We start from the raw sequence: 13,663 nt of genomic DNA, 5'->3' as shown, positions 1-13,663 counted from the left end.
TGGGAGATGTTAGGCATGGGCAGAACGGGATGCAACTCCGGAAACAAATTCTGACGAGTAAGCAATCGCCTATGTGATCCTTCACAGACGACGTATAGGCAGGAGCTGCCGACGCTATAGGCGTGCCGGCAGGTCGTCCACACGCGTACTGATTCAGGTTTTTTCGTGCTTCGCGCTTCGTGAGGTCAGAGGCCGGATTGCAGGGGGGACTACAGATTTTCCAGCGTCTGTAACAAAACCCGTACCTTCGTCATCGACTCCTGGTACTCCGCCTCCCACTGCGAGTCGGCCACAATCCCGCCGCCGCCCCAGCAGCACACCTGGTCATCCTTGACCAGCAGGCTACGAATGGCGATCGAGCTGTCCATCTCGCCACGTACGTCCAGGTACACCAGCGAGCCGCAGTACAAACCGCGTCGAGTGGGTTCCAGCTCGTCGATGATCTGCATGGCGCGGATCTTCGGGGCGCCGGTGATGGAGCCGCCGGGGAAGCTGCCCGCGATCAGGTCGAGGGCGTCCTTGTCGCTTGCCAACTCGCCAGTCACGCTGCTCACCAGGTGGTGCACGTTGGGGTAGCTTTCCAGGCTGAACAGTTCCGGCACCTTCACCGAACCGGTGCGGCAACTGCGCCCGAGGTCGTTGCGCAGCAGGTCGACAATCATCAGATTTTCGGCACGGTCCTTGGGGCTGGCTAGCAGTTCGGCGGCGTTGGCTGCATCTTCCTCGGGCGTAAGGCCGCGCGGCCGGGTGCCTTTGATCGGCCGGGTTTCGACCTGGCGTCGGCTGATTTTGACAAAGCGTTCCGGTGACAGGCTCAGCACCGCGCCATGATCCGGCAGGCTCTGGAAGCCGGAAAAGGGCGTCGGGCACGCCTCGCGCAGGGCGCAATAGGCCGTCCAGGGATCGCCAACGCAGGGCGCGCGAAAGCGTTGCGCGAAGTTGACCTGGTAGCAGTCACCGGCCTGGATATAGTCGTGAATACGTGCGATGGCGTGGCGATAAGCCTCGGCGCCGAGGTCCGGTGCCATGGGGCCACGCAGCTTGAAACTGGCCTTTGAGGCCGCGACCGGCTGACTGAATACGGTAATCAGACGTTGTCGTTCGCGCTCTGCCAGAGTCGGGTGAAACACCAGTTGGCTGGTCTGCGCCAGGTGATCACTGATCAGCGCCCAGGCATACAGGCCCAGGCGTGCGTCCGGCAGGTGGAGGTCGTCCGCCGCCAACTGCGGCATCTGCTCCAGATGGCGGCCGAAGTCGTAGCTCAAATAACCGATCAGGCCGCCGGCAAACGGTAATTCATAACCGGCGGGCAAATTCGCCTCACCCAGCTGGGCAATGTTTTTGCGCAGGCGTTGCAGGAAATCACTGCCGCTTTCATCCGGCGAGACCGTCAGTGTGGCCTGCGGCCATGCGCTCAGCAGGTCATACCGGCCCCGCTCGGCCGTCGGCCGGCCGCTGTCCAGCAGCACCGCGTCGGGGGCATGGCGGATCGCCGCAAAATACTGGGCGGGGTTTGCCTGGTAGGGCAGCGGGTAGACGGAGCAGGTCGACATGCGGGGTGGATCAGCCAAAGCGCGGGGAGGGGATTGTAGTCCGCTGTAGGATTTGCTCCTAGAGGCAATTGCCCACAGACGACTCGGTCAGCCTTCCACGGGCGGAATATGCCCGAACATCTCCTGCACAAACCTCACCCGTTCTTCCGGCGTTTCCGTCACGCCATCGGCTTTCAGGGTTTCCAGCCGCGCTTCCACGGCATGGGTGCGCAGGGTCAAACCGCAATCGTTGGCGATCTGAATATTCAACCCCGGCCGCGCATTCAGCTCCAGGATCAGCGGGCCTTTCTCCTGGTCCAGCACCATGTCCACGCCGATATAGCCCAGCCCGCACAACTCATGGCAGCCGGCCGCCAGCTTCATGAAGCCGTCCCAGTTGGGCAATTGCACACCGTCCACGGCGTTGGTGGTGTCGGGGTGCTTGGTGATGATGCTGTTCAGCCAGGTGCCGCGCAGGGTCAGGCCGGTGGCCAGATCGACGCCCACGCCGATTGCGCCCTGGTGCAGGTTGGCCTTGCCGCCGGACTGACGGGTCGGCAGGCGCAGCATGGCCATGACCGGGTAGCCCATCAGCACGATGATGCGGATGTCCGGCACCCCTTCGTAGCTGATGCTCTTGAAGATCTGGTCGGGCACCACGCGGTATTCGATCAGCGCGCGGTCGCGATGCCCACCCAGGGAATACAGGCCGGTCAGAATGCTGGAAATCTGATGTTCGATTTCTTCATGGCTGATGATCTTGCCCGACACCGTGCGATAGCGTCCTTCAAAACGGTCCGCCACCACCAGAATGCCGTCACCGCCAGCGCCCTGGGCCGGTTTGATCACGAAGTCGCTGCGCCCGCCGATGATCTCGTCGAGCTTGTCGATGCCTTTTTCGGTGGAAATCACCCCGTACATTTCCGGCACATGCAGGCCGGCGGCCAGCGCGCGCTCCTTGGTGATGATCTTGTCATCCACCAACGGGTAAAGGCTGCGCTTGTTGTACTTGAGCACGTAATCGGCGTTACGCCGGTTGATGCCCATGATCCCGCGTGCTTCGAGGGCCTTCCAGGTCTTCCAGAAACCGAACATTACTGGTCAGCCTTCAGGAAGGCCTTGAAACGCACCAGCTCGGTCAGGCGGTAGCCGCGATAACGCCCCATGGCCAGCATGAAGCCCACCAGAATCAACAGGATCGCCGGGAAGGTAAACACGAAGTAGATCAACTCCGGCACGCTCATGATGATATGCGCCAGCGACGCCGCGAACAGCGTGCCGATCGCCACTTTCAGTGCATGGTTGGCGCCGCGTTCTTCCCAGGTGATCGACAGGCGTTCGATGGTCATGGTCAGGATCACCATCGGGAACAGCGCCACCGACAGCCCGCGCTCCAGCCCCAGCTTGTGGCTGAACAGGCTGATGGCCGCAATCAGCACCACCACGAAAGTCAGCACCACCGACAACCTGGGCAGCATTTGCAGCTTCAGGTGTTCCAGGTAGGAGCGTAACGACAGCCCCAGCGCGGTGATAATCGTGAACAGCACAATCCCGAAGCCCAACTGCGTCTCGCGGAACGCCAGGGCAATCAGCACCGGGGTGAAGGTACCCAGGGTCTGCAGGCCGATCAGGTTGCGCAGGATCAGGATCACCAGCACGCCAATCGGGATCATCACCATGATCATGAAGGTCTGCTGGGTCTGCAGCGGCAGGCCGTACAGCGAGTATTCGAGGAAGTTGGCGTCGGTGTTCTCGTCCGTCAGCTTGGCCAGGCGAATCGCGTTCATCTCGCTGTTGTTCAGACTGAAGGTCACCATGGCTTTCTTGCCGCCGTCCACGGTGATCAGGTTTTCGTCGCCGGTCCACCACAGCAGGCGGTCGGCAGGCAGGCCCTGTTCGCCGGTTTCCGGGTTGAAGTACAGCCAGTCATTACCGTTGAAGCTGCGCAGCCACAGTTCCGGGCTTTGCGGCTGGTCGGCGACCAGGCGAATGGTGTGGACCTTTTCCACCGGCACATGGGCGATGGACAGCAGCAGCTCGACGATCTTGGCCTTGTGCGCTGTGGACGGATCGCCCGCCAGCAGCAGCTTGACGTTGTCGTCGCTGAGGTTGTTGGTGCGCTTGATCGCTTCGGTGATGAAGGTCTCGACGTCGGCCGAGTGCTGGCGGATCGGTGCCAGCAGGGCTTCAGCGGCGATTTTTTCCGGGCCTTCAACGGCGATGCTGTCGCGGAAGGTCGGGCCCTTGACCTTGATTTTTTCACCGCTGTAGCGCTTGGTCAGCACCAGGCGGTAATACAGGGTCTGGTTGCCCTTGGCGCGGCGTGCCGACCAGGTGACCTTGCGGTTGCCATCGGTGCGGTTGACGCTGACCCCGTAGTTGTTCGAAATGAAGCTTTCGTTAAGGCTCACGAAGTCGCGGCTCAGGGGCGGCACGAACATCTGGATCTTCACCGGGTCTTTCGGATTGGCGACGAACTCGACCTTGGCGTCGATGTTCCACAGATCGTCGGTGGCATCCTCGGTAACAGGAATGCCCAGCACGAAGATCTGGTAACAGGTGACCGAAATACCCAGCACCACCAGGATGGCGATGAGGATTCTCAGGTGCAGGGTCAAAGAGCGCATTCGGTTTACTCGGCGGTATGAGCGTCGGCGGCGCAGGCAGGCTTGCCCGCTGCGTATTTAAGACTGGGGTCGACCAGCGCATCAAAGCGCTTCAGCGCTTCGGAGCCGATCAACAGCGGGTATTGGAAGGTACTTCGGTCAGTCAAGTTCACTTCTATGCTGCGCAAAGCGCTGCCCATGCAGATATTCAGGGCAATCACTGGGCGGGCGGTGTAGTTCTTGTCTTCATCGGGGTCGTAGTCACCGGCGCGGCGCTTGATCTTGCTCACGCGGGCCAGGGGCCGTTCGATGGGGTGGGAATGGGCGGCGTCGATGGCCAGATAAAAGCGCACCCAGGATTCGCCGTTGCGCTTGAAGCGCTTGATATCACGGGCGCTGAGGGAGGCGGTCTTGGCGCCGGTGTCCAGTTTGGCGGCGACTTCGAGGTTGATGCCGGCCAATTGCGCGTATTCGTTGAGGCCATACACGGTCTTCTCGGCGGCGACGCCAAGGCCCGGTACGGCCAGCAGGCACATCAATAAAAGGAAGGGCTTGAGTCTCATAGATCCTGAGGCGTGCAGTGCGATGTTTGATTCAAGGCGACTGGCATTGCTGCGCAAACTCCCTCGTGCGCCGTTTCATCCAGTGATGTCAGGCAAAAGCGGCGGGCATTCTAACATGATGCTTTTTTGGCGCCAGCGCTGGCAGGCGGCCATGTCTTGGCGGAGCTTGCCGGAGGTTATTAGACGATTGTCGACAATGTTGATTTATTCTTTGACTAATAAAGGTTGATTGGCTAGTTTTTGCCACATTGCTTTTAAGAGTGTCGACAATATGTTGGATCAGCTGCAAGCCCCGGTGCCGACGCAGGACGATTCCCAGACCATGTCCGAGAACGTGTTCCGGCGTATCCAGGCTGCCATCGTCAAGGGCGAGATCGCCCCCGGCAGCAAGATCTCCGAGCCGGAGCTGGCGCGCACCTACGGCATCAGTCGCGGGCCGTTGCGTGAAGCGATCCACCGTCTCGAGGGCCAGCGCCTGCTGGTGCGGGTGCCTCACGTCGGCGCGCGGGTGGTGTCCTTGAGCCACGCAGAGCTGGTCGAGCTTTATGAGATCCGCGAATCCCTCGAAGGCATGGCCTGCCGCCTCGCCGCCGAGCGCATGACCGACGCCGAGATCGAAGAGCTGCGCCAGGTGCTGCACACCCACGAGCGGGACGAGGCGTTTCAGGCCGGCCTGGGCTACTACCAGCAGGAAGGCGACTTCGATTTTCATTACCGGATAATTCAAGGCGCCGGCAATCGCACCCTGACCCAAATGCTCTGCGGCGAGCTGTATCAATTGGTGCGCATGTACCGCATTCAGTTTTCCGCCACGCCCAATCGCCCACGCCAGGCCTTTGCCGAGCATCACCGCATTCTCGACGCGATTGCCGAGCGCGACGGTGAACTGGCCGAACTGCTGATGCGCCGCCATATCGGCGCCTCAAAACGCAACATTGCCCGTCACTTCCCCGACGGTGCCGCCCAATCACGAGGTGAGTCATGAGTTCCAACACTAAAAGTACGCCGGGCCAGCGTTTCCGTGACGCGGTTGCCAGTGAGCACCCCTTGCAGGTGGTCGGCGCGATCAATGCCAACCACGCCCTGCTGGCCAAACGCGCCGGCTTCAAGGCGATCTACCTGTCGGGCGGCGGCGTCGCAGCCGGCTCCCTGGGTGTGCCGGACCTGGGCATCACCGGCCTGGACGACGTGCTCACCGATGTGCGCCGCATCACCGACGTGTGCGACCTGCCGCTGCTGGTGGACGTGGACACCGGTTTCGGCTCCTCGGCGTTCAACGTGGCGCGCACCGTCAAGTCGATGATCAAGTTCGGCGCCGCAGCCATCCATATCGAGGACCAGGTCGGCGCCAAGCGCTGCGGCCATCGTCCCAACAAGGAAATCGTGTCCCAGCAGGAAATGGTCGACCGCATCAAGGCCGCCGTGGACGCGCGCACCGATGACAGCTTCGTGATCATGGCGCGCACCGACGCCCTGGCCGTCGAGGGACTGGAGTCCGCCCTGGAACGTGCCGCCGCGTGCATCGAGGCCGGTGCCGACATGGTGTTTCCGGAAGCCATCACCGAACTGGACATGTACAAACTGTTTGCCGCCCGCGTCAAAGCGCCGATTCTGGCCAACATCACCGAATTCGGCGCGACCCCGCTGTACACCACCGAACAGTTGAAATCTGCGGATGTTTCTCTGGTGCTGTACCCGCTCTCGGCCTTTCGCGCCATGAACAAGGCCGCCGAGAACGTCTACACCGCGATCCGTCGCGACGGCACCCAACAGAACGTGGTCGACACCATGCAAACCCGCATGGAGCTTTACGACCGTATCGACTACCACACCTTCGAACAGAAGCTCGACGCGCTGTTCGCCGCCAAAAAATAAACCTCGTGGCTCCCTGAACAACGACAAAATTGGAGAAACACCATGGCTGAAGCAAAAGTATTGAGTGGCGCCGGCCTGCGTGGCCAGGTGGCCGGGCAGACTGCGCTGTCCACCGTGGGCCAGGCCGGCGCCGGTCTTACCTACCGTGGCTACGATGTGCGTGAACTGGCCGCCGACGCGCAGTTTGAAGAAGTTGCCTATCTGCTGCTGTACGGCGAGCTGCCGACCCAGGCCCAACTGGCGGACTACAGCAAAAAGCTCGGCACGCTGCGCGACCTGCCGCAAGCCTTGAAGGAAGTGCTCGAACGCATCCCCGCCGACGCCCACCCGATGGACGTGATGCGCACCGGCTGCTCGTTCCTGGGCAATATCGAGCCGGAAAAAGACTTCAGTGCGCAGCACGATGTCACCGACCGCCTGCTCGCCGCCTTCCCGGCGATCATGTGCTACTGGTACCGCTTCAGCCACGACGGCCAGCGCATCGATTGCGTGACCGACGAACCGAGCATCGGTGGCCACTTCCTGCACCTGCTGCATGGCAGGAAGCCCAGCGACCTGCATGTCAAAGTGATGAACGTGTCGCTGATCCTCTACGCCGAGCACGAATTCAACGCCTCCACCTTCACCGCGCGGGTGTGTGCCTCGACCTTGTCCGACCTGTATTCCTGCGTCACGGCGGCCATCGGCTCGCTGCGCGGCCCGCTGCACGGCGGCGCCAACGAAGCGGCGATGGAAATGATCGAGCGTTTCGGCTCGGCCGCAGAAGCGGTGGAGGGCACCCTCGGCATGCTGGCGCGCAAGGACAAGATCATGGGCTTTGGCCACGCGATCTACAAAGACAGCGACCCGCGCAATGAGGTGATCAAGGGCTGGGCGAAAAAGCTGGCTGACGAAGTGGGCGATACCGTGCTGTTCAAGGTTTCCGAAGCCATCGACAAAACCATGTGGGAACAGAAAAAACTGTTCCCCAACGCCGACTTCTACCATGCCTCGGCGTATCACTTCATGGGCATCCCGACCAAGCTGTTCACCCCGATCTTCGTCTGCTCACGCCTCACCGGCTGGGCGGCCCATGTGTTCGAACAGCGCGCCAACAACCGCATCATCCGTCCAAGCGCCGAGTACACCGGCGTCGAGCAGCGCAAGTTCGTGGCAATCGAACGTCGCTGAAGACCGTCGATCCCGAATTGGCAATCGGATCAAATGTGGGAGGGGGCTTGCTCCCGATGACGGTGTGTCATTCAGCACATGTAGCGACTGTCACACCGCCATCGGGAGCAAGCCCCCTCCCACAGGGGATCGCGTTCCAGTTCGAGCTCCGGCTTCCTGTGCAATCACCGTGACCGAGTCCTGACGATGAACACTGAATTTCGCAAACCGCTCCCAGGCAGTCGGCTGGATTACTTCGACACCCGCGCGGCGGTCGAAGCCATCACCCCTGGCGCCTACGCCACCTTGCCCTACACCTCCCGCGTACTGGCCGAGAACCTGGTGCGCCGCTGCGACCCGGCCACCCTCGATGCGTCCCTGCGCCAGTTGATCGAGCGCAAGCGCGACCTCGACTTTCCATGGTTTCCGGCCCGCGTGGTGTGCCATGACATTCTCGGCCAGACCGCGCTGGTCGACCTCGCCGGCCTGCGTGACGCCATCGCCCTGCAAGGCGGCGACCCTGCGCAGGTCAACCCGGTGGTGCCGACGCAGTTGATCGTCGATCACTCCCTGGCCGTCGAAGCGGGCGGTGCCGACCCGGACGCGTTCGCGAAAAACCGCGCCATCGAGGATCGCCGCAACGAAGACCGCTTCCACTTTATCGAGTGGAGCAAAAAAGCCTTCAAGAACGTCGACGTGATCCCGCCGGGCAACGGCATCATGCACCAGATCAACCTGGAGAAAATGTCCCCGGTGATCCAGGTGCGCGACGGCGTGGCCTTCCCGGATACCTGCGTCGGCACCGACAGCCACACCCCGCATGTCGATGCCCTGGGCGTGATCGCCATTGGCGTGGGCGGTCTGGAAGCCGAGAGCGTGATGCTCGGTCGCGCATCGTGGATGCGCCTGCCGGAAATCATCGGCGTCGAGCTGACCGGCAAGCTGCTGCCGGGCATCACCGCCACCGACATGGTGCTGGCGCTGACCGAGTTTCTGCGCAAGCAAAAAGTGGTCGGTGCATGGCTGGAGTTTTTCGGCGAGGGCGCGTCAAACCTCACCCTGGGCGACCGCGCGACCATCTCCAACATGGCCCCGGAATACGGCGCCACGGCGGCGATGTTCTACATCGACCCGCAGACCGTCGCCTACCTCAAACTCACCGGCCGTGAAGACGAACAGGTTGCCCTGGTCGAACAGTACGCCCGCCACACCGGCCTGTGGGCGGATGACCTGAAGGGCGCGCAATACGAGCGCGGCCTCACGTTCGATCTGTCCAGCGTGGTGCGCAACATGGCCGGGCCGAGCAATCCTCACGCCCGTGTCGCCACCCGTGACCTGGCCTCCAAAGGCATCAGCGGCCAATGGGACCAAGTGCCGGGGCAGATGCCCGATGGCGCGGTGATCATTGCCGCCATCACCAGTTGCACCAACACCAGCAACCCACGCAACGTGATCGCCGCCGGTCTCCTGGCGCGCAACGCCAACAGGCTGGGGCTGACGCGCAAACCGTGGGTCAAGTCGTCGCTGGCGCCGGGCTCGAAGACCGTGGCCATGTACCTGGAAGAAGCGGGCCTGGCTGACGAACTGGAAAAACTCGGTTTTGGCGTGGTGGCGTTTGCCTGCACCACCTGCAATGGCATGTCCGGCGCGCTGGACCCTTTGATCCAGCAGGAAATCATCGACCGCGACCTGTACGCCACCGCCGTGTTGTCGGGCAACCGCAACTTCGACGGGCGTATTCACCCGTACGCCAGGCAGGCGTTCCTGGCTTCGCCACCGTTGGTGGTGGCCTACGCGATTGCCGGCACCATCCGTTTCGACATCGAAAAGGATGTGCTCGGGCTCGACGCGCAGGGCAATGAAATCCGCCTGCAGGACCTCTGGCCCAGCGACGAAGAGATCGACGCGGTGGTCAAGGCCTCGGTCAAGCCAGAGCAGTTCCGTGCGGTGTATATCCCGATGTTCGCGATCCACGAGGACACCGGCCCCAAGGTGGCGCCGCTGTACGACTGGCGCCCGCAAAGCACCTATATTCGCCGCCCGCCGTATTGGGAAGGCGCGCTGGCCGGGGCGCGGCCGCTCAAGGGCATGCGCCCGCTGGCGGTGCTGCCGGACAACATCACCACCGATCACCTGTCGCCGTCCAACGCCATCATGCTCGACAGTGCGGCCGGCGAATACCTGGCGAAAATGGGCCTGCCGGAAGTCGACTTCAACTCTTATGCGACCCATCGGGGCGACCACTTGACCGCCCAGCGCGCCACCTTCGCCAACCCGAAACTGTTCAATGAAATGGTGGTGGAAAACGGCAAGGTCAAGCAGGGCTCGCTGGCGCGCATCGAGCCCGAGGGCCAGGTCACGCGCATGTGGGAAGCCATCGAAACCTACATGCAGCGCAAGCAGCCGCTGATCATCATCGCCGGCGCCGACTACGGTCAGGGCTCATCCCGCGACTGGGCGGCCAAGGGCGTGCGCCTGGCCGGGGTGGAAGCGATTGCCGCCGAAGGCTTCGAGCGCATCCATCGCACCAACCTGGTGGGCATGGGCGTGCTGCCGCTGGAATTTCTGCCGGGCACCGACCGTCATACCCTGCAGATCGACGGCAGTGAAACCTATGACGTGCTCGGCGCGCGCACCCCGGGTGCGCAGTTGACCCTGGTAATCAATCGTAAAAATGGCGAACGTGTCGAGGTGCCGGTGACTTGCCGCCTGGACACCGCCGAAGAAGTATCGATCTACGAGGCGGGCGGCGTGTTGCAGCGTTTTGCCCAGGACTTCCTGGCATCAACGGCGACCGCCTGAGGGCTGACCATGGCACATGCAGCGCAAATCAGAATCCCCGCCACCTACATGCGTGGCGGTACCAGCAAGGGTGTGTTTTTCAGTCTCCAGGACCTGCCCGTTGCAGCGCAGGTGCCCGGCGCCGCACGCGATGCCTTGTTGTTGCGGGTGATCGGCAGCCCCGACCCCTATGACAAGCAGATCGATGGCATGGGCGGTGCGACGTCCAGCACCAGCAAAACCGTGATCCTGTCCAGAAGCAGCCGCGCCGAGCATGACGTGGACTATCTGTTTGGCCAGGTCGCCATCGACAAACCCTTCGTCGACTGGAGCGGCAATTGCGGCAACCTGTCGGCGGCGGTCGGTGCGTTCGCCATCAGCGCCGGGCTGGTCGATGCCGCGCGCGTGCCGCACAACGGTGTGGCCGTCGTGCGCGTGTGGCAGGCCAATATCGGCAAGACCATCATCGCCCACGTGCCGATCACCGACGGCGCGGTGCAGGAAACCGGCGACTTCGAACTGGACGGCGTGACCTTCCCGGCCGCCGAAGTGCAACTGGAGTTCATCGACCCGGCAGCGGAAGAGGAGGGCGGTGGTGGCGCGATGTTCCCCACCGGTAACCTGGTCGATGAGCTGCAAGTGCCCGGCGTGGGAACCTTCAAGGCGACGCTGATCAACGCCGGCATTCCGACGATTTTCATCAACGCCGACGACCTCGGCTATACCGGTACCGAACTGCAGGGCGCAATCAACGGCGACCCCAAGGCCCTGGCGATGTTCGAAACCGTGCGCGCCCACGGCGCGTTGCGCATGGGCCTGATCAACCACCTGGACGAAGCTGCCCGGCGCCAGCACACGCCCAAAGTCGCGTTCGTGGCCAGGCCTGCCGATTATGTGGCGTCCAGCGGCAAACCGATCAAGGCCGCCGACGTGGACCTGTTGGTGCGCGCGCTGTCCATGGGCAAGCTGCACCATGCCATGATGGGCACGGCGGCGGTGGCAATTGGCACCGCAGCGGCGATTCCTGGAACCCTGGTCAACCTGGCGGCAGGCGGTGTGGAGCGCAGCGCGGTGCGCTTCGGGCATCCCTCCGGCACCCTGCGCGTGGGTGCCGAGGCCACCCAGGTGAACGGTGAGTGGGTGGTCAAAAAAGCTATCATGAGCCGCAGTGCGCGGGTGCTGATGGAAGGTTTCGTGCGCATCCCCGGCGACGCGTTCTAAAGCCTGCTCGCCACAAAAGAACTGTCTACCGGGGGCTTACTGTGCCAGGACGGGCGAGCGCATTTGGCAGCCTGTTTTTACTTGAAACAGGTTGCTACTTACGACGCCGGCACCTGCGGAACTTCTTCCGGATAAACACCCAATCAGGTAGCCATAAGGCTTGCTCCAGCAGGCTTTGTGAAAATCCACTACCTGAATCCTGGAAGGTTCCTATGACCAGCATAAGTTCTCAGCCACAAACGCCTTATACCGTTGGCTACGACATGTCCCCCAAGCCGGCGCCCATCCGTCATGAACACAGCGCTGATGCCGCTGAATATCCTGCCGCCCCTCAGGATTCCACGCCGCCCCGTGGCCCCATGATGGCCCAGCAACGCGGCCCCTTTTCGAGTCACAATGCATTGGTCAACCCCGAGCAGGTGAAAACCGCTGGGCCAGGCGAACTGGCGGAATTGACCCGAAAAAATCAAGCGCTCAATGAGAAATTCGACGCATTGATCGCCAAGTTCGCACCGATCATAAAAGAACTTAAGCAAAAAATTGCTAATTTGACCCAGCAACTTGAATCCTCGGAAAAATCCACTCAAGTAACTCCTTTTGATAACGGCAGCCAAACCAGGAGTGCCGTCGGCGATGGTCAGGACCTGATGCAGGCCGAAGATTCGACTTCCGTGCAACAGATGCCCGTACAAGCGTCACCTCAGATGGAGCCGACGCAGACGCCAGGTCTGGAGGCGCTGAGCAACCAAACCCGTCAGATTCACCGGCAGATCACAAAGGCACTTCAGGAGATCGGGGGGCTGCTTATGGGGCTGAGTCAACAAATTACTGAATTGTTTAAAAAAATCGGCGGTACGGGCGCTTCCCGTAACGAGACTCCGCCCATGTCTGCGGATGATGACAACACCACTGAGTCGGATACCATGCAGCCTCAAGCACCTGTCACCAGGCAAAGTGAAGAAACGATGGCGCCCACTCAGCCAGCAACGTCTGACACCCGCACCATTGAAACACTCAAGAGTGCAAACGAGCAGCTCAGTACCGAACTTGATCAGGCAGCAGAGGCCTACGAGCAATTCATTGCAGAACTTCAGCAGCAAGTTGACAGCTTGAGTCAGCAAGTCGACCAACAAAAGCAATAGGCCCCAGCCCCCGTTAACCAGTGCGGGGGCTATCCCCTGCACTTAAGCGCGTCTTCACCGATGTTCACGCGAACCGCAGTATCACCCGGCGGTTATGCTTGCTCTTCTTCTCGATTTTCTCGCAGAACACCCGGCCGACTTCCCTGGTGTTGGCCACATGGGTGCCGCCGCACGGCTGGATATCGACACCGGCGATATCGATCACCCGCACCGAGCCCTGGATCACCGGCGGCGCGACTGCCTGGGTACGGGTGATCTGCAGCAGCGTGGCGTATTCCGACGCAGGCATCGACAGGGTTTTTACCTCGTGGGCCTGTTCGATCAGTGCGTTCAGGTCGCGGGTGATGGTGTCCTTGTCCAGGGTCATTTCCGGCAGGTCGAAATCCAGGCGGCCCTTGTCTGCGCTGATGCTGCAGCCGGTCACCGGCGCATCGATCATCGAGCACAGCAGGTGCAGGCAGGTGTGCATCTTCATGTGCCGGTAGCGCCGATCCCAATCAATTTCAGCGTTTACCTGCACGCCTGCGACCAGTTGCTCAGGGCATTGCTGCACCTGGTGCCAGATGATCGCGCGCGATACCGGGTCGCGCACGGTGCCAATCACGTCGATGCGCGTGCCATCGGCCAGGAGGAAGTGGCCAGTGTCGCCCGGTTGTCCGCCGCCGGTGGGGTAGAACAGCGTGTGCTCCAGGGCGATGCCGTGTTCGCCGACGGCCATTACCCGTGCGTTGAACGTGTTCTGGTAGGGCGCGCTGTCGAACAGCGCCAGGGTTTCCATGGCGTGCACAGACATA

Annotated in this window: 11 protein-coding genes; 6 read left to right on the top strand and 5 right to left on the bottom strand. The window is 61.9% G+C overall.

Going from position 1 to position 13,663, the window contains the following annotated elements:
* Positions 1-209: 209 nt before the first annotated feature.
* The 4 genes from pabB to rloA all read right to left on the bottom strand — a co-directional run bounded on the left by pabB (position 210) and on the right by rloA (position 4,701).
* Positions 210-1,553, bottom strand: coding sequence for an aminodeoxychorismate synthase component I (gene pabB / locus TU79_RS17920; RefSeq protein ID WP_057009229.1), 1,344 nt, complete (start codon positions 1,551-1,553; stop codon positions 210-212).
* Positions 1,554-1,640: 87 nt separating this feature from the next.
* Positions 1,641-2,627, bottom strand: a complete 987-nt coding sequence (locus tag TU79_RS17915; RefSeq protein WP_057009228.1) for an alpha-L-glutamate ligase-like protein — start codon at positions 2,625-2,627, stop codon at positions 1,641-1,643.
* Positions 2,627-4,159 carry an osmotic stress tolerance membrane protein RloB gene (gene rloB / locus TU79_RS17910; protein WP_057009227.1) on the bottom strand — a complete coding sequence of 511 codons (1,533 nt, stop codon included), beginning with the start codon at positions 4,157-4,159 and terminating at the stop codon, positions 2,627-2,629. The genes TU79_RS17915 and rloB overlap by 1 nt, the downstream gene beginning before the upstream one ends.
* Positions 4,160-4,164: 5 nt before the next feature.
* Positions 4,165-4,701: a retropepsin-like aspartic peptidase RloA gene (gene rloA, locus TU79_RS17905; RefSeq protein WP_057009226.1), complete on the bottom strand. Its 537-nt coding sequence runs from the start codon at positions 4,699-4,701 to the stop codon at positions 4,165-4,167.
* Between the two features lie 271 nt (positions 4,702-4,972).
* On the opposite strand from rloA, the gene TU79_RS17900 reads away from it, so the two are divergent.
* The 6 genes from TU79_RS17900 (at position 4,973) to TU79_RS17875 (ending at position 12,869) form a co-directional block, all read left to right on the top strand.
* Entirely contained in the window at positions 4,973-5,686 is a 714-nt protein-coding gene (locus TU79_RS17900; RefSeq protein WP_057009225.1) for a GntR family transcriptional regulator, read from the top strand.
* Entirely contained in the window at positions 5,683-6,576 is an 894-nt protein-coding gene (gene prpB / locus TU79_RS17895; protein ID WP_057009224.1) for a methylisocitrate lyase, read from the top strand. The genes TU79_RS17900 and prpB overlap by 4 nt, the downstream gene beginning before the upstream one ends.
* A gap of 42 nt (positions 6,577-6,618) precedes the next feature.
* Entirely contained in the window at positions 6,619-7,746 is a 1,128-nt protein-coding gene (gene prpC / locus TU79_RS17890) for a bifunctional 2-methylcitrate synthase/citrate synthase (protein WP_057009223.1), read from the top strand.
* Between the two features lie 186 nt (positions 7,747-7,932).
* Positions 7,933-10,527 (top strand): Fe/S-dependent 2-methylisocitrate dehydratase AcnD, encoded by a 2,595-nt coding sequence (gene acnD / locus TU79_RS17885; RefSeq protein WP_057009222.1) that lies wholly within the window; start codon positions 7,933-7,935, stop codon positions 10,525-10,527.
* A gap of 9 nt (positions 10,528-10,536) precedes the next feature.
* Positions 10,537-11,727 carry a 2-methylaconitate cis-trans isomerase PrpF gene (gene prpF, locus TU79_RS17880; RefSeq protein WP_057009221.1) on the top strand — a complete coding sequence of 397 codons (1,191 nt, stop codon included), beginning with the start codon at positions 10,537-10,539 and terminating at the stop codon, positions 11,725-11,727.
* Between the two features lie 212 nt (positions 11,728-11,939).
* On the top strand, positions 11,940-12,869 hold the full coding sequence (locus tag TU79_RS17875) for a hypothetical protein (protein ID WP_231986868.1): 930 nt from the start codon (positions 11,940-11,942) through the stop codon (positions 12,867-12,869).
* 64 nt (positions 12,870-12,933) lie between these two features.
* Here the strand turns inward: TU79_RS17875 and TU79_RS17870 are convergent, their stop codons facing one another.
* Positions 12,934-13,662: an alanyl-tRNA editing protein gene (locus TU79_RS17870; protein WP_057009220.1), complete on the bottom strand. Its 729-nt coding sequence runs from the start codon at positions 13,660-13,662 to the stop codon at positions 12,934-12,936.
* Between the last annotated feature and the right edge of the window lies 1 nt (position 13,663).

Origin of the sequence: Pseudomonas trivialis (genome assembly GCF_001439805.1) — a bacterium.
GTDB classification, from domain to species: Bacteria; Pseudomonadota; Gammaproteobacteria; order Pseudomonadales; family Pseudomonadaceae; genus Aquipseudomonas; species Aquipseudomonas trivialis.
Note: the sequence above shows the minus strand (reverse complement) of the source record. Positions and strands in the feature narration are given on the sequence as shown.